A 16,200-nucleotide genomic window follows, 5' to 3' on the forward strand; every position below is an offset into this window, starting at 1 on the left:
GATGTCGGCATACACCTTATAGATCACCGATGTCATTGGCGGAACCAGCCACGTCACCCGGTAGTGTGACCGATGGCAGGAGCAGTGAAATCACATTGTTCCAACGTGCCAGTGGCGCGGAAGTGACGTAGACCACATCCTGCGGCTGCAATGGGAAGCGCGTACCCAGCATCAGTCGAGTCGCATCGCTGATATCCAACTGATAGACGGTAGCGAGCTTCTCGCTTTCCGGTGGATTTCCGCGTACCACGAAGATGCCCGAAGGCTGGGCACGGCTCTCGTTAACCCCACCGGCCCGGGCCAGGGCATCGGTCAGCGACAGACGATCATTGCCCAGCGGAATGGAACCAGGCTTGAGAACCTGGCCAAGCACGACCACGTTCTGATTCTCCGCGCTGGGAACGTGCAGAAGGTCGCCATTGCGCAGCAGCCGGTTCTGGGTCAAGTCGCCCTGTTGCAGCATGGCGTAGAGCGATAGCTGCTCCTCGCGTCCATCGCGGGTCAGAATGATGCGATGCCAGTCGGCGTCGGCACGCGCACCACCAGCATCGCTGATGGCGTCGAGCACGGTCATTGGCACGATGGTCAACGGCTGTGCCCCAGGCTGCTCCACCGCCCCGCTGACATATACCTTCTGTGAACGGAAGGCGGCGATCCCCACCTCCACCTGAGGGTCGGTGATGACTTCGGCAAGCCGGCTGGCAAGCAGACCCCGCAACTCCTCCAGGGTCATACCTTCAACCTGGATCCTCCCCACGTAGGGGTAGAACATGGTGCCATCCGGTCGCACCCGGTTGCCGGTTTCCGCTGCGGTGCGCTCGCTACCGGCAGGGATGGTAAGTTCCGGGTGGTCATAAACGATAACGCTGATGACATCGCCAGGACCGATAAGGTACTCGTAGGACTGCAGCTCGTGCACCATGGATTCCGGCACGAGGCGGGACACGGAGGTCTCCTCAGTCTGCATTTCCGTCTGCATTCCGCTCACCAGCTCCGGCGTGATCGGCTCAATTTCCACTCGGGCATCGAGCGACTCCTCGAGCTGGCTTTCATCTATATGCCCCCCAGGAGCATAGGCGCACCCTGAGAGGACAAGGATCATTACAACCCAAAAAAGCGAAACTATTCGCCTTGCCGGACGCAAGCCACTGATGGGATAAAGATCGCTTTTGCAGGTGGTTACCCGCAGTAGCGAACGAGCTGCTGGCATCATCATGTTGACTCTCCCCCTGAGGGCTTTCACTCACGCTACCGCCCCGGACTCATCTGGCAGCCATCCGAAGCCCTGTAATCCCTTTTCGTTTGTTATTCTTCAGCAATCTCATCGGAAACATTTCGTTACGTAACGGATACGAACACGCTTGGGTGAGGATCTGCAGAAGATACATTTAGGTTACGTTAGCGTTACGGTGCTGCCAGATGGTTTTTGCGTAACCGGGAGACTGAAAATCAGCTGGAAGAAAACATCAGGAGACCCACGCCCCAGCGCCACTCGGCAACATGAGGCAACTCAGGGGTGTTAACGATAGAAGGAGCATACTCGCCGGTACGAGACTCCTTTTTCGGGTAGGGAAATCGCATACTCGCCCTCATTCGAGGACTACAGCCGCTGGACCCACTCCTGGCTAGCCTCATCGAGAAGCCGATGCGTTCGCTGGAATGCTTCCGGAGGTCGGCGATAGGGGTCGGGGATGTCGCACCCCCGCCCCTGTTCCAGCCAGTGCCCAAGGCGCATGACCTTGCCGATCGCCTGGGGCCAGCGCTCAGCGACCATGCGCCGCTGGTCGTTGCTCATTACCAGGACCAGATCGGCCCCAGCCAAGTGCTGGGCATCGAGCTGTCGGGCCAAATGGCCGGAGACATCGAGCCCGGCAGCTTCGGCCAGCGCTCGCGCGCTGGGCTCGACACCCAGACCGACCATTGCGGTCAACCCGGCCGAACTCACACGACAGTGGGGCAAACGCTGCTGGAGCATTGCTGCGGCCACCGGGCTGCGGCAGATGTTGCCGCGACAGACTACCAGGATGGAGCGGATCATGAACGTAGTACACTCCATGGGAATGAGCACGAAGATGTCTTGCCAGAACAAGCATAGCGTCCGGCTCGTCGGGGGTGGAAAAACCTCATCGCTTGGCTCAGCATAGGCCGTCCAAAGCGATCTTCGAATGCCTTCGAAGCGCAAGTTCGAACCCAAGACCCGGTGGAGAGCAGGGAATGAACGACCGCAGCGCCATGCGCCTGGCCCGTCTGCAGCAGGCGCTCGCCGTCGGCGGTACCCTACATCTGCGTGAAGCCGCCCGCCTGTGCGGCGTCTCGGAGATGACCATTCGCCGCGACGTGGCCGCAAGCGACGGTGCCATGTCCCTGCTCGGCGGGCGCCTGGTCCTGGGGAGCAATCCCCATTACCCCTACGATCTGGATCGCCAGAAGGACAGCCATGCCCCGGCCAAGCGCCGGCTGTGCGAGCGGGCCGCAGGCTTCATCGAGGACGGCGACACCCTGTTCATCGACTGCGGTACCACCCTGCCGCCGCTGGTGGCGATGCTCTCTGGCCGCGAACGGCTCACCGTGGTGACCTATGCGCTCAATGTGGCCAATGCGGTCAGTCGGATGTCCGAGGTGCGCCTGGTACTGCTGGGTGGTCTCTACCATGCCAGCTCACAATCCTTCGGCAGCGACGACATGAGCACGGCGATCAGGCGCCTGGGCATCAACCGCGCCTTCATCTCCGCCGCCGGCGTGCACGCCGAACGCGGCGTGAGCTGTTTCCACTTCCACGAGGTCGCCCCCAAGCAGGCCGCCATCGGCTGCGCCGAGCAGCGCCTGCTGGTGGTGGACGAGAGCAAGATCGGCCAGGTGCGCCCCGCCTACTTCGCCCGCCTCGGCGACTTCGACGTGGTGATCACCGACGGCGACATGGCACTGTTGCAGGCCAACGGCGGCCCCAGGATCGTCGCCGCCTGACCCCGGACACGACGAAGCCGGAACACGTCCGGCTTCTGGAGTGGTGATAATGGCCGAGCGCAGACACTCAGGCTTGAGACGAAAAGTCGGCGAGCGAAGGCCAGACAAGGCAAAAATCTGCGAAAGGACGGAGTTTACGTGCTGTAAATGAGTACCTTGAGCCGATTTTTAACGCAGTATGGCCGAGCGCAGCCAGTTTTCGTCCAAGCCTACCCGCACTTGGACCAGCCACAGCCCGCATAGCACGTCGGGCAGCCATCCATCATGATCAGCTCGCCGCGGCACTCCGGGCAGTGGCCCACCACGGTGGGGCCGTCGCCCTTCTCTCCCGCTGCATGCGCCTGGGCCTGCTGTTCGGCCTGCGCTTCCTCTTCCGGCGTGGGCGGCTGCCAGGGGTGGCCGTTCGCCAGCCGATGGGCATAGCGGCGCACCAGCTCCTCCACCGGCACCTGGTTGCCGTCCTGGTCGAGGAAGCCGCGGCGGTAGAGGATCTGCTGGATCGACCAGGCGATCGCGGCGACCTCGGAGTCGTGGAACATCGGCTTGCCCCAGCGGTTCATGCCGCAGCGCACCAGGCCCTTGTCCCAGGCCACCTTGCGCAGGTCGGCCACCGCCTGGGTGACGTAGCCGCCGCGAGCGGCTAGCGACAGGCTGCGCATGGTAGCGGTGATCCACTGGTGTTCGCTGGAGAGCTGGCCGGAGGGGAAGAAGAACTCCACCGGACGCTCGATCACCACGCGCTTGCCGTCGAGCACGCCTTCCACCGGCATGAAGGAGACCAGCAGGTAGACCTTCTTGCGGCCCTCGGCGCCGACGTAGGAGATCTTCTCGGAGACGGCCTCGAGCGTGCCCTCGGGGCGTGAAGGAATGCGCACCGTGAGCGGGTTCTCGTCGGCCAGCGGCACCTCTTGCACCGCCTTCTTGACGCTGTAGGAAACGATCTTGGACTTGATTTCGACGGCCATCAGCAGGCTCCTCCAATACTTGTCTTCATGACGCAGAAACGGTTCGAGCGGTTACCACTTCCCATAGGTACCCTCTTTCAGTGCGTCATAGAGGTTGGCCGCGTTGTGCTCCTCGCCGTCGTAGATCACCTTCTCGTCACCGGAAAGTTCCAGCGTCTCGCCGTTCTCCAGCTCGAACACGTAGGTGGTGTTCTTGAGGTCGTCCTCGCGCACCAGCACGCCCTGGAACGCCTCCGGGTTGAAGCGGAAGGTGGTGCAGCCCTTGAGCTTGCTCTGGTAGGCGTCCAGGTAGAGATCCTTGAACTGCTCGAAGGGGAACTCGGTGGGCACGTTGACCGTCTTGGAGATCGCCGAGTCGACCCACACCTGGGCCGCCGCCTGCACCGCCACGTGCTGCTTGGGGCTGACCGCATCAGCGGTGATGAAGTAGTCGGGCAGGTCGCTCTCCACCGCATCGCTGGCGATGAAGTGGCGGTAGGCGGCGAGCTCGAACGACACCACCTCCACCTGCTCCTTGGTCTTCTTGCCCGACTGGATCACGTTGCGGAAGTAGCGGTGCGAGAACGACGGCTCGATGCCGTTGGAGGCGTTGTTGCCCAGCGACAGCGAGATGGTGCCGGTCGGCGCGATGGAGCTGTGGTGGGTGAAGCGCGCGCCGTGCTCGGCCAGCGCCGCGACCAGCTCCGGCTCCACCTCGGCGACCTTCTGCATGTAGCGGCTATAGCGCGCATGCAGGATGCGCCCCGGCACCTTGTCGCCGATCTCGTAGCCGTCCTTCGCCAGCTCGGGACGCTCGCGCATCATCTTCGGCGTGATCTCGAAGTCCTCGGCCAGCACAGGCGCCATGCCCTTCTCGCGGGAGAGTTCCAGCGCCTGCTTCCAGCCCTCGAGGGCGAGGTTGCGGCTGACTTCCTCGGTGAAGGCCAGCGACTCGGGCGAGCCGTAGGGGATCTTGAGCATGGTCAGGGTCGAGCCGAGGCCGAGGAAGCCCATGCCGTGGCGGCGCTTGGCCTCGATCTCGCGGCGCTGGCCGGGAAGCGGCAGGCCGCTGATCTCGACCACGTTGTCGAGCATGCGGGTGAAGATCGCCACCACCTGGCGGTAGCGCTCCCAGTCGAAGCGCGGCTTCTTGCCGAAGGGGTCGATGACGAAGCGGGTCAGGTTGACCGAGCCGAGCAGGCAGGCCCCTTCCGGCGGCAGGGGCTGCTCGCCGCAGGGGTTGGTGGCGCGGATCTCCTCGCAGAACCAGTTGTTGTTCATGCGGTTGACCTGGTCGATCAGGATGAAGCCCGGCTCGGCGAAGTCGTAGGTGGAGCGCATGATGGTGTCCCACAGCTCGCGGGCCTTGATCACCTCGACGACGCGGCAGGCCACGCGGCCCTCGGCATCGACGGTATAGTCGTCCTCGATCACCGGCCAGTCGCGATAGATCAGGTCCTCGGGCTTGACGTCATCCTTCTCGCCGGCGTGCAGCGGGAAAGCCAGCGGCCAGTCGGCGTCGTTCTTCACCGCTTCCATGAACTCGTCGGTGATCAGCAGCGAGAGGTTGAACTGACGCAGCCGGCCGGCTTCGCGCTTGGCCTCGATGAAGGCGCGCACGTCGGGATGGCCGACGTCGAAGGTGCCCATCTGGGCGCCGCGACGGCCGCCCGCCGAGGCCACCGTGAAGCACATCTTGTCGAAGATATCCATGAACGCCAGCGGGCCGTTGGTACCGGCGCCGGCGCCGAACACGAAGGCGCCCTTGTGGCGCAGGGTGGAGAACTCGTAGCCGATGCCGCAGCCCGCCTTGAGGGTCATGCCGGCATCCACCACCGAGGAGAGGATGTCGTGCATGGAGTCGCGGATGGTGCGCGAGACGGTGCAGTTGATCAGGCTCACCGCCGGCTTGTAGTCCTCGGCGCCGGCGTTGGACATGATGCGCCCGGCGGGAATGGCGCCGTTCTCCAGCGCCCAGCGGAACTTGGGCAGCCACTCCTCGGCCTTGTCGCCTTCCACTGCGGCCAGGGCGCGCGCGACGCGATCCCAGGTCGCCGCCACGTCCTTGTCGACGGGCCGGCCATGACGATCCTTGAGGCGATACTTGGAGTCCCAGATGTCGCGTGAGGGCGCTTGCATAGGCACCTCGTGGGAGGTCTTGACGGCCTTGGTGGAAGTACTCATGCAGGGATCTCCAGTCAGGGTCAAAAGTTCAAAATGTTCAATGTTCCTGGCGCGCCAGGCGTTCGAAGCGCGCCAGCCACTCGCCGAGGCGTCCCTGGGCCAGGCCCTCCTCGCAGCTGTCCAGCAGGTTCTTGACCATCAGACCGAGCTCGGTGTCGCCCTCGATCACCAGCCGGCGCTGGAAAAACAGCGCGTCGGGGTCCTCGCGCCGGGTCGCCAGGCACAGAAACTCGCGCCAGCCGCCGCGGATGGTGGCCTCGCCCGCCTCGCGGGTGAGGCGGAAGCGCTCCCCCTCGAGGGTCAGCGTCAGCGTTACGCCCAGGTCCTCGACCTGCAGGGCGATGCGGCGGCCCTCCAGCACATCGAATTCCCCCTCGGCCAGCGGCCCGGCGAAGGTGCGGTTGAGCAGCGGCTCGACCAGTTGGCGCTTCAACGTCAGCGGCACGCGGGGGTCGATGGAGCGGATCAGCTGGATCGGGGCGGGCGGACGCGGCAAACGTGACAGGGGCAGCGGGAACATAGCGACTCTCCGGTGGAGCAAACCAGTGGATTCGGTGCGGCCACGGGGCCACGAAGCCGATCATCCTAAGCCCGACGCCGCCCATCTGCACTGATATGCGTCAAGCTCGTGCCAGTGCCCCGATCCGGGGCCTTGGCTACCATATATAGACCGGCATCGTTGATCAAGCACCACATCTAGCCTTTATTTTAACGCTAGTGCTTGCAATTCGGTAACTGTCTGATCCCCCAGACGGGTAGCTCAGGAGGCCGGCACTCGGCGCGAGCGAAGGGCCCGTGACGTCATCGCAGGCGGGTCGCGGTGAGCGGCGCAGGCACAAGCCAGCCGAGGGATTGGCGATGGGAGGGGAGGAGGCCGCGGTCGGGGCGGTACATGGCGGAGTGCCGCATCGCGGCGCTCCGCCATCGTCACTGGCGGCCGGACCGCCGATCAGAGGTACTGGTAGCGCAGCAGGCGGTACTTGATGCGCTCGAGGATCACCTGGTCGATCACGGCGGCGAGCACGGCGATCACCAAGATATTGGTCATCACGCCGGTCATGTCGGCGATCTCGCCCGAGTAGGCCAGCGACTTGCCGAGCCCGGCGCTGAAGCCGACGATCATCTCGGCCGAGATCAAGGCCCGCCAGGCGTTGCCGAAGGCGAGCTGGGCGCCGGTGATCAGCTCCGGGGTGACCGCCGGGAAGTAGACGCGCTTGAGCATCTGCAAGCGCGACGCCCCCATGACCCGCGCGGCGTCGACGTGCACGCGCTCGACGCTCTCGGTGGCGTTCATCACGCTGAGCGCGGTGGGGAAGAACGCCCCCACGGCCACCACGATGATGATCGGCATGTTGCCGAAGCCCATCAGGATCAGGAACAGCGGCACCCAGGCGATCGAGGGTATCGACTGCAGGATGATGATGGCGGCCTTGAGGGTGCTGCGTACCGCGTTCAGCGTGCCGCCGACCAGCCCCAGCACGATGCCCGCCAGCAGCGCCGCACCGTAGCCCGCGCCGAGCCGCCCCATGCTGTTGCCGAGCCCGTGGTAGAACTCGGCGCTGCCCAGCTCGCGCCACAGGCGCATCATCGCCACGTGCACGTCGGGCATCAGGAAGCTGGGCAGAAACCAGGCGGCTACCTGCCAGAAGAACAGGATGAAGGCGATGGCCAGCACGTAGGCACGCTTGCTGGCCACGCCGGTTGCGGTATTGCTCATACTCAAAGTTCGCGCTCTTCCTGCCAGGAGAGATCGAGCAGTGCGTCGACGTCGAATTCGGCCTCGCCCTCGAGCACGCCCTGCTCCTGCATGATCACCGCCAGCTCCTTCATGCGCGCGATGTCGTCCTCGGTGAGCTCGGCGCTGAAGTCATTGGTGGCGATGGCCTGGGCGATGACCTCCTCGCTGGGGACGGTGCTGCCGTCGCGGGCCTCGATCTCGTCGTCGTTGACGAAGTAGTCGGTGATGTAGGGCGCGGCCTCCTCGGGCGAGTTCTCGAGCATGTCGATCGCCTCGCGCTGGGCATCCATCGCCGCCCACAGCACGTCGCGGCGATTCTCCAGGGTCTCGGCGGAGGTGATCACCACCATGCACGGGAAGGGCCAGACCTCGCCGATCTCGTAGATCTCCTTGACCGGCGCCTGCAGCTGGGCGATGCGCGCGTAGGGCTCGAACAGGAAGGCGGCATCGACGCGACCACCGGCCAGCGACTGCACGGCGACCGAGGGCGCCACGCCCATGATGTTGAGATCGTCCGGGGTCAGGCCGGCGTCGGCCAGGGTCACGCCCTTGAGCACGATATCGGCGGTGCTGCCCTGCTTCTGGGACGCCAGGTTCTTGCCGGCCAGGTCGGCGACCTCGTCGATGCCGGCGTCCTCGCGGGCCAGCAGCGCATGATAGCCGCGCTGGGCGCCGCCGACGATGCGCAGGTCGGCGCCGCGGCCGGCCCAGGTGAAGGCGTTGGAGAAGCCCAGCACGCCGATATCGAGCTGGCCGCCGACGATGCCCTTGATCAGGTCGGTGCCGGAGCTGAACTCGATCAGCTCGGCGTCGAGGCCGTACTTCTCGTAGAGCCCCGCCTCATAGGCAAGCATCACCTGGGCGTCGTCCATCACGCGCACGTAGCCGACGCGAAACGGTTCATCGGCAGACAGCGGAGCAGCGAGCAGCAGGGACAGCAGGGGAGCGATGAGCCAGCGTGTCATTGCACGTCTCCTTTCTCGGTTTGACGTTGGGATGCCTCGGCCTGGGTATCGATACCGAGCAGCGTGAGCACCTCACGGCGGATATCGGCGAAGGCGGACAGGTCATGGGTCTTGGGAATGTGTCCGAGGGTGAACTCCTCGAGCACCCGCGCCGGGCGATGGCTGAACACCAGCACGCGGTCGGCGAGGTAGATCGCCTCGTCGACGTCGTGGGTCACCAGGACGACCGTGGGGCGCTCCTCCTCGATCAGCTCCTTGAGCACGCTCTGCAGGGTCATGCGGGTCAGGGCGTCCAGCGCCCCGAACGGCTCGTCGAGCAGCAGCACCTTGGGCCGGGCGATGAAGGCGCGGGCCAGGGCGCAGCGCTGGCGCATGCCGCCGGAAACCTGGTGAGGGTAGTAGTCCTCGAAGCCGTCGAGCTTGACGCGCCCCAGCCACTCCCTGGCTTCCTCGCGGGCCGGGCCGGGCGCACGACCCTGGAACTCCAGCGCCAGGGCAACGTTCTCCTTGATCGTCATCCACGGATAGAGAGCGTGCTCCTGGAACACCAGGGTGCGCTCGGGCGCGGGACGCTCGACGCGCTTGCCGTCGGCGCGCACCTCACCCTCGGTGGCCGACTGCAGGCCGGCGACCATGTGCAGCAGGGTCGACTTGCCGCAGCCGGACGGACCGACCAGGGCAACGATCTCGCCGTCGCGGATGGTGTTGTCGAAGGAGTCGATGACTCTCAGGTCGCCGAAGGACTTGGCGACCCGTTCGAACTGAAGCTGCATATAAGCGTCCGGAACAACGATATATTCAAAAAAGGAATACTAGACAGTTCAGTATATAACCGAACGAGCGTGCTTGAAAAGTCGAAGGCTACTTTATCCCCAGCCGTCGGGCGAGCTTGTGCAGGTTGCTGGGGTCGACCTCGAGCCTTCGCGCAGCCCCCGCCCAACTGCCGCCAGCGGCCGTCAGTGCCGCGCGGATGGCGTCGCGCTGTGCCTGGTCCACCTGCGCCCTCAACGGCGCTTCGAGGATCGCGGGCGGGGCCTCGCGCGTCGTTGCCGGAGTCGCTCGCGCCGTCCCCGCGGGCAGGTCGAGCCACTCGGGCACGAGGGTGACGATGTCGTCGCGCCGGGCGCCGTGCCCCAGTGCCTTGATCGCCGCGCGGCTGATGACATGCTCCAGCTCGCGCACGTTACCGGGCCAGGCGTAATCGAGCAGCGCGGCCTCGGCCGCCGGCGCGAGGCGCAGGCTGCGCACACCCAGCCGCGCCCGGTTGATCTCGAGGAAGTGGCCGGCCAGCACCAGCACGTCGCTGTCGCGCTCGCGCAGCGGCGGGATCATTACCGGATACACCGACAGGCGGTGATAGAGGTCGGCGCGGAAATGGCCGTCGCGCACACCGTCGGCCAGCCGGCGATTGGTGGCGGCGATGATGCGCACGTCGACCCGCCGCGGAGTGTCCTCCCCCAAGCGCTGCACCTCACCGTTCTGCAGCGCACGCAGGAGCTTGGCCTGGATCGTCAGCGGCAGCTCGCCCACCTCGTCGAGGAACAGGGTGCCGCCGTCGGCGGCCTCGAAGCGCCCCGCCCGGTCGGCCGTGGCACCCGAGAAAGCCCCCTTGACGTGACCGAACAGCTCGCTCTCGGCCAGCGACTCGGGCAGCGCCGCGCAGTTGACCTGCACCAGCGGCTGCTCGCGGCGCGGCGAGCGCAGGTGCAGGCGTCGCGCGAACAGTTCCTTGCCCACGCCGGTCTCACCGCTGAGCAGTACCGGCAGGTCGGCCTCGGCGACCACGTCGAGTTCATGCAGCAAGCGTTGCAGCACCGCACTGTGCCCCAGGATCTCGCCCCCCTCCCCCGGCTCGGCATGCGCGTGCGCGCCCTGGTGCGCCATGCGCAGCGCCCGCACCTCCTGCTCCAGGCGCGAGACCCGCACGGCGGCTTCGATCAGCAGCGCATAACGTTCCAGCAACAGGCAGGCTGCCTCGTCGAAGGTGCCGGCCGTCAGGGCATCCAGGGTCAGCACGCCCCAGGGCTCGCCCTCCACGTGGAGGCTGATGCCCATGCAGTCATGCACGTGCAAGGGCTCGCCGGGCTGCTGCTCGACCAGGCCGTCGTAGGGGTCGGGCAGGGTCGAATCCGGCGGAAACAGCGTCGACCGGCGGCTGGCGAGAATCGCCGCCAGGCGCGGATGCCGCGCCACCTCGAAGCGTCGGCCCAGCGCCTCGCGCACCAGGCCGTCCACCGCCAGCGGGGCCAGCACGTCGTCCTGGAGCCGCAGCAGGCACACCGCACCGCAGCGGAAGCCCTCGCGCAGGGTGCGCACCAAGCGCTGCAGGCGCACGGCACTGGGCAGGTCGGCGGCGAGATCGGCGAGAAGGGAGTGGTCGAGCATGGTGGAAATCACCCAGAGAAGGTAGAAAAAACCTTACCCGATTAGGGTGTTTTTTACCATCGAAGACGTAACCGCTTGAAAAACAAAAGCTGGCACAGCACTTGCTCAGGCAGGGTGTCCTTCACCCTTCGAGGAGCATCTCATGACCCTGCAGGAACAGACCGTCGGCCGCCTCGCCCTGTCGCTGCCCGGCGCCACCCGTGTCTTTCATGCCAACAACATCGACTTCTGCTGCGGCGGGAGGATCAGCCTGCAGCAGGCGGCCGAGCGCGCCGGCCTGCCAGTTGACAAGCTGGTCGCCGAACTCGAGGCGTTGCCAGCTGCCAGCAGCGAACAGCGCGACTGGCGCGAGGCCAGCAACGACGAACTGATCGACCACATCCTCACCCGCTATCACGACGTGCACCGCGAGCAGCTACCCGAGCTGATCCGCATGGCGCGGCGAGTGGAGCAGGTCCACGGCGACCGCGACAACTGCCCCAACGGCCTCGCCGACCTGCTGCTGGTGATCTATCAGGAGATGGAGAGCCACATGCAGAAGGAAGAGCAGATCCTCTTCCCCATGCTGCGCCGCGGCCTCGGCGCCCAGGCCCAGGGACCGATCGCGGTGATGCGCCACGAGCACGACGACCACGGCGAGAACCTCGAGCAGGTGATGCGGCTCACCGACGACATCACTCCGCCCAAGGGTGCCTGCACCACCTGGCGTGCCCTCTATACCGGCCTGCGCGAGTTCCGCGAAGACCTGATGGAGCACATCCATCTGGAGAACAACCTGCTGTTCGAACGCGCCTGACAATCCACCTCAGAACGCTAACGGCGCCCAAGGGCGCCGTTATCCATACGGGCAAGCGACCAGGACGGCGGCTCACACCGTACGCGAGAAGCGCCCCTCATTGGGCTTGAGGTAGGCGTCGAAGGCCATCGCCATGTTGCGCATCATCAGACGCCCGGCGGGCAGCACTTCGATGGCGTCGTCGCGCAGCGAGACCAGGCCGTCCGCCTGCATCTCCTCGAGTTCGTCGAGGGCGTCGCCGAAGTAGTCGCGGAAGGCGATGTCGTGGCGCGCCTCGATGGCGGCGAAATCGATGCGGCCGTGGCACATCAGCGCGTTGATCACGTCGCGGCGCAGGCGGTCGTCGTCGTTGAGGCGATAGCCGCGCATCACCGGCAGCCGCCCGCTCTCCAGGCGCGCCTGGTACTGGGCGGTCTCCTTGACGTTCTGGCTGTAGCTGTCGCCGACCTTGCCGATGGAGGTGATGCCCAGGCCGATCATGTCGCAGTCGGCGTGGGTGGAATAGCCCTGGAAGTTGCGCTGCAGGGTGCCGTTCTCCCTGGCCAGGGTCAGCTCGTCCTCGGGCAGGGCGAAGTGGTCCATGCCGATGTAGACGTAGCCGGCCGCGGTCAACCGGCGGATGGTCAATTCCAGCAGCTCCAGCTTGCGCTCCGGCGGCGGCATGTCCTCGGGGCGGATCAGCCGCTGGGCCTTGAACAGCTCGGGCAGGTGGGCATAGCTGTAGGCGGCGATACGGTCGGGGCGCAGGGCGATGATCTTGTCCAGCGTGGCATCGAAGCTCGCCACGGTCTGTAGCGGCAGGCCGTAGATCAGGTCGACGCTGACCGACTGGAAACCGGCCTCGCGGGCTGCCTCGACCAGCTCGACTACCTGCGTCTCGCTCTGCACGCGGTTGACCGCCTTCTGTACGTCGGGGTCGAAGTCCTGGACGCCGAAGCTCAGCCGGTTGAAGCCGAGGTCGTGAAGCTCATGGATCTGCTCGGGCGTGACCGTACGCGGGTCGACCTCCAGCGAGAACTCGCGCTCTTCGGCAGGTGCGAAGTGAAAGGCCTCGTCGAGGGCCGCCATCAGCTCGCCGAGCTGGGCATTGCTGAGGTAGGTGGGGGTGCCGCCGCCCAGGTGCAGCTGGGTCATGCGCCGGGTCTCGTCGAACAGCGTCCCCTGCACACGGATCTCCTGCTTCAGCCACTCGAGGTACTCGGCCGCCCGCTCGGTGTTGTGAGTGATGATCTTGTTGCAGGCGCAGTAGTAGCACAGGCTCTTGCAGAACGGGATGTGCACATAGACCGACAGCGGCTTGGGCGCGGCGACCCGGTTGCTGCGGGAGGCGCAAGCGCGGTAGTCGTCCTCGGCGAAGGCCGCATGGAACTGGGGCGCCGTCGGATAGGAGGTGTAGCGAGGACCCGGGCGGTCGTACTTCTCCACCAGCGGGCGATTGAACAGCAGATCGTCTTGCATGATCGGAACAGCCTCTTGAAACCTTGGCATGGTGCATGCCATGCCCGATGCCCGTGAGTATGACACCGGGGGCTCGGCGCCGTCTTGACAGCTCGCCGCTCTCTTGCCCCGGGTCAAGTTTGTCGGGTGCGCGCCGTTGCCGACGCCCTGTCTCCCCATCGCAGCCACGCCTGCAGCCGCCAGGCCACCAGCAGCCAGCCCAGGCTCCAGCTCAGGGCCGAGGCCCACAGCAGCGCCAGCCAGGTGCTGCCGGCCTCGATCGCCCACAGCCGCAGCACTGCCGCCACGGCGAACAGCCCGGCCAGCGGCAGCGCCGACCACTCCCGCTCGGGGCGCTGCTTCGCCCGCAGGATCACATGGCGCAGCATGATGCTGCTGGCCAGCGTTCCCAGCGCCCCGACGGTGAAGGCATGCAGGGCCGTGCTGGCGTGCTGCGGCGCCCACCAGCTGCGTGCCAGCAGGAACAGCCCGATGGCGATCCAGGCGTAGCCCAGCACCAGCACCTGCAGGTCCGGCCTGTCGCCGCACTGGTTCGGCTGCCAGCCCCGGATACGCCACAGCACCAGCACGCCCGCCGCCAGCACCAGCAGCGCCGCCAGCGGCCGCAGCGGGGCCCACAGCATCAGGAACGGTGCCAGCCCCAGCAGCACGATCAGGGCCCCCTCGATACGCGGCTGCACGCCGGCACCCGCCTGCCGGCGAGCCTGCATCAGGTAGCCATTGATCGCCGGCGCGATGACGCGGCCGCCCATGAAGGTCATCAGCAGCACCAGCCACAGCACGCTCTGGTGCATCAGCGGCGCGGTGGTCGGCATGTCGTCGAGGTAGCGCCAGGTCAGGGTTACCAGCGCCAGCAGGCAGAGCATGCCCAGCAGCGGCGACAGCAGCCGGTTGCGCCACTTCTTGGCGGTGAGGAAGCGTGGCACCAGCCGAGCGGCCACCCACACAGCGAAGGCGCCATCGGCCAGCGAGGCCACGATCGCCCCCGGCCAGTCCAGCACGCCCAGCCGCCCCACCAGCCACAGCGCCACCAGCACGACCAGTTGACGCCGCGGCACGGGCCCCAACAGGTAGCCGGCGACCACCGCCAGGGCAAAGCCGAACAGCATCTCGCGGGCGTGGGCAGCCGGCGACGCCAGTTGCACCGCCGTCCAGCCGTGGAACAATGCCAGCAGGGAGAGCGGGACCATCAGGGCGGCGTGCAGCGCCGCCAGCGGGAACAACCAGCGCCAGGCGGGCAACCGGAGGGAGCTGGAGCCGGTCGTGTCGACGCCGGGCTTGGCAAGCGCAATAAACATGTATATAAAATACTACTTAGACGACTTGCTGGAAACTGCTTCGCTGCCCTACCGCGAGGACGCCATGAAAAATACCCTGGGACGCCTGGGTTGGTGCACGCTGGCCTATGGCTGCATCGGCCTGGGAGTCGTGGGAGTGGTGCTGCCGCTGCTGCCGACCACGCCGTTCCTGCTATTGGCCGCGTGGGCGGCGCCCAAGGCGTCGCCGCGCCTGTCACGCTGGCTGTGGCAGCATCCGCGGCTGGGCCCTGCCCTGCAGGCCTGGCAGCACCAGCGTGCCATCCCCCGGCGCGCCAAGCGGATGGCGACGCTACTGCTGGCGCTGAGCTGGCTGATACTCTGGCTGGGAAGTGCGCCCGGCCAGGTGCTGGGTGCGACGGCAGCGCTTTTCGGCTGTGTGGCCGCTTTCGTGTTGACGCGACCCGATGCCACACCCCTGCGCGGCGAACGCCAGGAAGGGAATACTGCTATGATAAGAAGGTTTTAGCGTACTTCAATTGATGCTCATCAAGCCACTTTCGGACTTGCCATGCACCTGACCCGCTATACCGACTATGCACTGCGCGTGCTGATCTACCTCGCCGTCAAGGGCGAGGAGCGCTCCACGATCCACGAAATCGCGGAGAGCTTCGGCGTCTCGCGCAATCACCTGATGAAGGTGGTGCAGGACCTCAGCCACCGCGGCTACATCACCACCATCCGTGGCAAGAACGGCGGGCTGCTGCTCAACCGCGCCCCGGAAGAGATCACCCTCGGCGCGCTGGTGCGGGATACCGAGCACGAACTCGGGCTGGTGGAGTGCTTTCGCGACAGCAACGACTGCGTCATCACCCCCGCCTGCCGGCTCAAGCCGATCCTCAATGAGGCCATGGATGCCTTCATGGGCGTTCTCGATCGCTATACTCTGGCCGACATGCTCGGCAGGCGGCAGCCACAGCTCGCCCGCTTGATGCAGATCGCCACCCACCCCGTTTAACTGTGCCAAAATCCGTTTTGGCTTTGTATCGAAGCCAGCCGCCAGTTGCAGGTGAATCCTGCGCCACCTGGCTTCACCGTGACCGTGAGAATCAGGAGAAAACCATGAACAAGTTTACCGCCGCCCTGCTCGTCGGCACCGCCGGTCTGGCATTCGCCGCCACTGCCCAGGCAGAGCCCGATGGCGAGGCGATCTACAACCAGGCCTGCATGGCCTGCCATATGACCGGCGCCTCCGACGCCCCGATCCGCGGCGACGAGGAGGCCTGGGCCGAACGCATCGAGCAGGACATCGAGACCCTCTACACCCACGCCATCGAGGGCATCGGCGCCATGCCGCCCAAGGGTGGCCAGACGAACCTGAGCGACGAGGAAGTGCAGGCCGCGGTCGACTTCCTGGTCGAGCCGGTAATGTAAACACAGGCGGATATCCTCCTGGCGACGCCGTTCGCCATCCACCGCAACGCCATGGCGCATCCGCGCCATGGCGTTC

16 protein-coding genes are annotated in these 16,200 nt (G+C 65.9%); 5 read left to right on the forward strand and 11 right to left on the reverse strand.

Annotated features, from left to right (window positions below; genetic code table 11):
- Positions 1–16: 16 nt before the first annotated feature.
- Both DIS04_RS14200 and DIS04_RS14205 read right to left on the reverse strand, forming a co-directional pair.
- The gene (locus DIS04_RS14200; protein WP_111414445.1) at positions 17–1,102 is read right to left on the reverse strand and encodes a polysaccharide export protein; all 1,086 of its coding nucleotides are present in this window, start codon (positions 1,100–1,102) and stop codon (positions 17–19) included.
- Positions 1,103–1,600: 498 nt separating this feature from the next.
- A complete protein-coding gene (locus DIS04_RS14205; protein ID WP_111414477.1) occupies positions 1,601–2,038 on the reverse strand; it encodes a low molecular weight protein-tyrosine-phosphatase in 438 nt (145 codons plus the stop codon).
- 176 nt (positions 2,039–2,214) lie between these two features.
- Between DIS04_RS14205 and DIS04_RS14210 the strand changes: the two genes are divergently transcribed.
- The gene (locus DIS04_RS14210) at positions 2,215–2,964 is read left to right on the forward strand and encodes a DeoR/GlpR family DNA-binding transcription regulator (RefSeq protein WP_111414446.1); all 750 of its coding nucleotides are present in this window, start codon (positions 2,215–2,217) and stop codon (positions 2,962–2,964) included.
- Positions 2,965–3,173: 209 nt separating this feature from the next.
- On the opposite strand, the gene DIS04_RS14215 is transcribed toward DIS04_RS14210, so the two are convergent.
- From DIS04_RS14215 to norR, 7 genes are all read right to left on the reverse strand, one after another.
- Entirely contained in the window at positions 3,174–3,929 is a 756-nt protein-coding gene (locus DIS04_RS14215; protein WP_111414447.1) for a ribonucleoside-diphosphate reductase, read from the reverse strand.
- Between the two features lie 51 nt (positions 3,930–3,980).
- Entirely contained in the window at positions 3,981–6,092 is a 2,112-nt protein-coding gene (locus tag DIS04_RS14220; RefSeq protein ID WP_111414448.1) for an adenosylcobalamin-dependent ribonucleoside-diphosphate reductase, read from the reverse strand.
- Between the two features lie 37 nt (positions 6,093–6,129).
- Positions 6,130–6,612, reverse strand: a complete 483-nt coding sequence (ubiT, locus tag DIS04_RS14225; protein WP_111414449.1) for a ubiquinone anaerobic biosynthesis accessory factor UbiT — start codon at positions 6,610–6,612, stop codon at positions 6,130–6,132.
- A 429-nt stretch (positions 6,613–7,041) separates the two neighbouring features.
- On the reverse strand, positions 7,042–7,809 hold the full coding sequence (locus DIS04_RS14230) for an ABC transporter permease (protein WP_111414450.1): 768 nt from the start codon (positions 7,807–7,809) through the stop codon (positions 7,042–7,044).
- 2 nt (positions 7,810–7,811) lie between these two features.
- Positions 7,812–8,795 (reverse strand): ABC transporter substrate-binding protein, encoded by a 984-nt coding sequence (locus tag DIS04_RS14235; protein ID WP_111414451.1) that lies wholly within the window; start codon positions 8,793–8,795, stop codon positions 7,812–7,814.
- The gene (locus DIS04_RS14240) at positions 8,792–9,568 is read right to left on the reverse strand and encodes an ABC transporter ATP-binding protein (protein ID WP_111414452.1); all 777 of its coding nucleotides are present in this window, start codon (positions 9,566–9,568) and stop codon (positions 8,792–8,794) included. Before DIS04_RS14240 ends, DIS04_RS14235 begins: the two co-directional genes overlap by 4 nt.
- 88 nt (positions 9,569–9,656) lie before the next feature.
- On the reverse strand, positions 9,657–11,180 hold the full coding sequence (gene norR / locus DIS04_RS14245) for a nitric oxide reductase transcriptional regulator NorR (protein ID WP_111414453.1): 1,524 nt from the start codon (positions 11,178–11,180) through the stop codon (positions 9,657–9,659).
- Between the two features lie 142 nt (positions 11,181–11,322).
- Between norR and ytfE the strand changes: the two genes are divergently transcribed.
- A complete protein-coding gene (gene ytfE / locus DIS04_RS14250) occupies positions 11,323–11,976 on the forward strand; it encodes an iron-sulfur cluster repair protein YtfE (protein ID WP_111414454.1) in 654 nt (217 codons plus the stop codon).
- Between the two features lie 72 nt (positions 11,977–12,048).
- On the opposite strand, the gene hemN is transcribed toward ytfE, so the two are convergent.
- Together hemN and DIS04_RS14260 are read right to left on the reverse strand one after the other, a co-directional pair.
- Positions 12,049–13,434, reverse strand: a complete 1,386-nt coding sequence (hemN, locus tag DIS04_RS14255) for an oxygen-independent coproporphyrinogen III oxidase (RefSeq protein ID WP_111414455.1) — start codon at positions 13,432–13,434, stop codon at positions 12,049–12,051.
- A gap of 113 nt (positions 13,435–13,547) precedes the next feature.
- On the reverse strand, positions 13,548–14,732 hold the full coding sequence (locus DIS04_RS14260; protein WP_111414456.1) for an NnrS family protein: 1,185 nt from the start codon (positions 14,730–14,732) through the stop codon (positions 13,548–13,550).
- A 64-nt stretch (positions 14,733–14,796) separates the two neighbouring features.
- Between DIS04_RS14260 and DIS04_RS14265 the strand changes: the two genes are divergently transcribed.
- From DIS04_RS14265 to DIS04_RS14275, 3 genes are all read left to right on the forward strand, one after another.
- The gene (locus DIS04_RS14265) at positions 14,797–15,219 is read left to right on the forward strand and encodes a YbaN family protein (RefSeq protein ID WP_111414457.1); all 423 of its coding nucleotides are present in this window, start codon (positions 14,797–14,799) and stop codon (positions 15,217–15,219) included.
- 42 nt (positions 15,220–15,261) lie between these two features.
- Positions 15,262–15,708, forward strand: a complete 447-nt coding sequence (locus DIS04_RS14270; protein WP_111414458.1) for an Rrf2 family transcriptional regulator — start codon at positions 15,262–15,264, stop codon at positions 15,706–15,708.
- Between the two features lie 104 nt (positions 15,709–15,812).
- Entirely contained in the window at positions 15,813–16,124 is a 312-nt protein-coding gene (locus DIS04_RS14275; protein WP_111414459.1) for a c-type cytochrome, read from the forward strand.
- Positions 16,125–16,200: the final 76 nt, after the last annotated feature.

It is taken from the genome of Billgrantia lactosivorans (assembly GCF_003254665.1).
GTDB classification, from domain to species: Bacteria; Pseudomonadota; Gammaproteobacteria; order Pseudomonadales; family Halomonadaceae; genus Halomonas; species Halomonas lactosivorans.

Bases quoted from the DNA above. Each gene is read 5' to 3' on its own strand.
- norR (WP_111414453.1), bottom strand. From the start codon at position 11,180: ATGCTCGACCACTCCCTTCTCGCCGATCTCGCCGCCGACCTGCCCAGT.
- DIS04_RS14265 (WP_111414457.1), top strand. From the start codon at position 14,797: ATGAAAAATACCCTGGGACGCCTGGGTTGGTGCACGCTGGCCTATGGC.
- hemN (WP_111414455.1), bottom strand. From the start codon at position 13,434: ATGCAAGACGATCTGCTGTTCAATCGCCCGCTGGTGGAGAAGTACGAC.
- DIS04_RS14230 (WP_111414450.1), bottom strand. From the start codon at position 7,809: ATGAGCAATACCGCAACCGGCGTGGCCAGCAAGCGTGCCTACGTGCTG.
- DIS04_RS14235 (WP_111414451.1), bottom strand. From the start codon at position 8,795: ATGACACGCTGGCTCATCGCTCCCCTGCTGTCCCTGCTGCTCGCTGCT.
- DIS04_RS14270 (WP_111414458.1), top strand. From the start codon at position 15,262: ATGCACCTGACCCGCTATACCGACTATGCACTGCGCGTGCTGATCTAC.
- DIS04_RS14215 (WP_111414447.1), bottom strand. From the start codon at position 3,929: ATGGCCGTCGAAATCAAGTCCAAGATCGTTTCCTACAGCGTCAAGAAG.
- DIS04_RS14220 (WP_111414448.1), bottom strand. From the start codon at position 6,092: ATGAGTACTTCCACCAAGGCCGTCAAGACCTCCCACGAGGTGCCTATG.
- DIS04_RS14200 (WP_111414445.1), bottom strand. From the start codon at position 1,102: ATGATCCTTGTCCTCTCAGGGTGCGCCTATGCTCCTGGGGGGCATATA.
- DIS04_RS14275 (WP_111414459.1), top strand. From the start codon at position 15,813: ATGAACAAGTTTACCGCCGCCCTGCTCGTCGGCACCGCCGGTCTGGCA.
- ubiT (WP_111414449.1), bottom strand. From the start codon at position 6,612: ATGTTCCCGCTGCCCCTGTCACGTTTGCCGCGTCCGCCCGCCCCGATC.
- DIS04_RS14240 (WP_111414452.1), bottom strand. From the start codon at position 9,568: ATGCAGCTTCAGTTCGAACGGGTCGCCAAGTCCTTCGGCGACCTGAGA.
- ytfE (WP_111414454.1), top strand. From the start codon at position 11,323: ATGACCCTGCAGGAACAGACCGTCGGCCGCCTCGCCCTGTCGCTGCCC.
- DIS04_RS14210 (WP_111414446.1), top strand. From the start codon at position 2,215: ATGAACGACCGCAGCGCCATGCGCCTGGCCCGTCTGCAGCAGGCGCTC.
- DIS04_RS14260 (WP_111414456.1), bottom strand. From the start codon at position 14,732: ATGTTTATTGCGCTTGCCAAGCCCGGCGTCGACACGACCGGCTCCAGC.
- DIS04_RS14205 (WP_111414477.1), bottom strand. From the start codon at position 2,038: ATGATCCGCTCCATCCTGGTAGTCTGTCGCGGCAACATCTGCCGCAGC.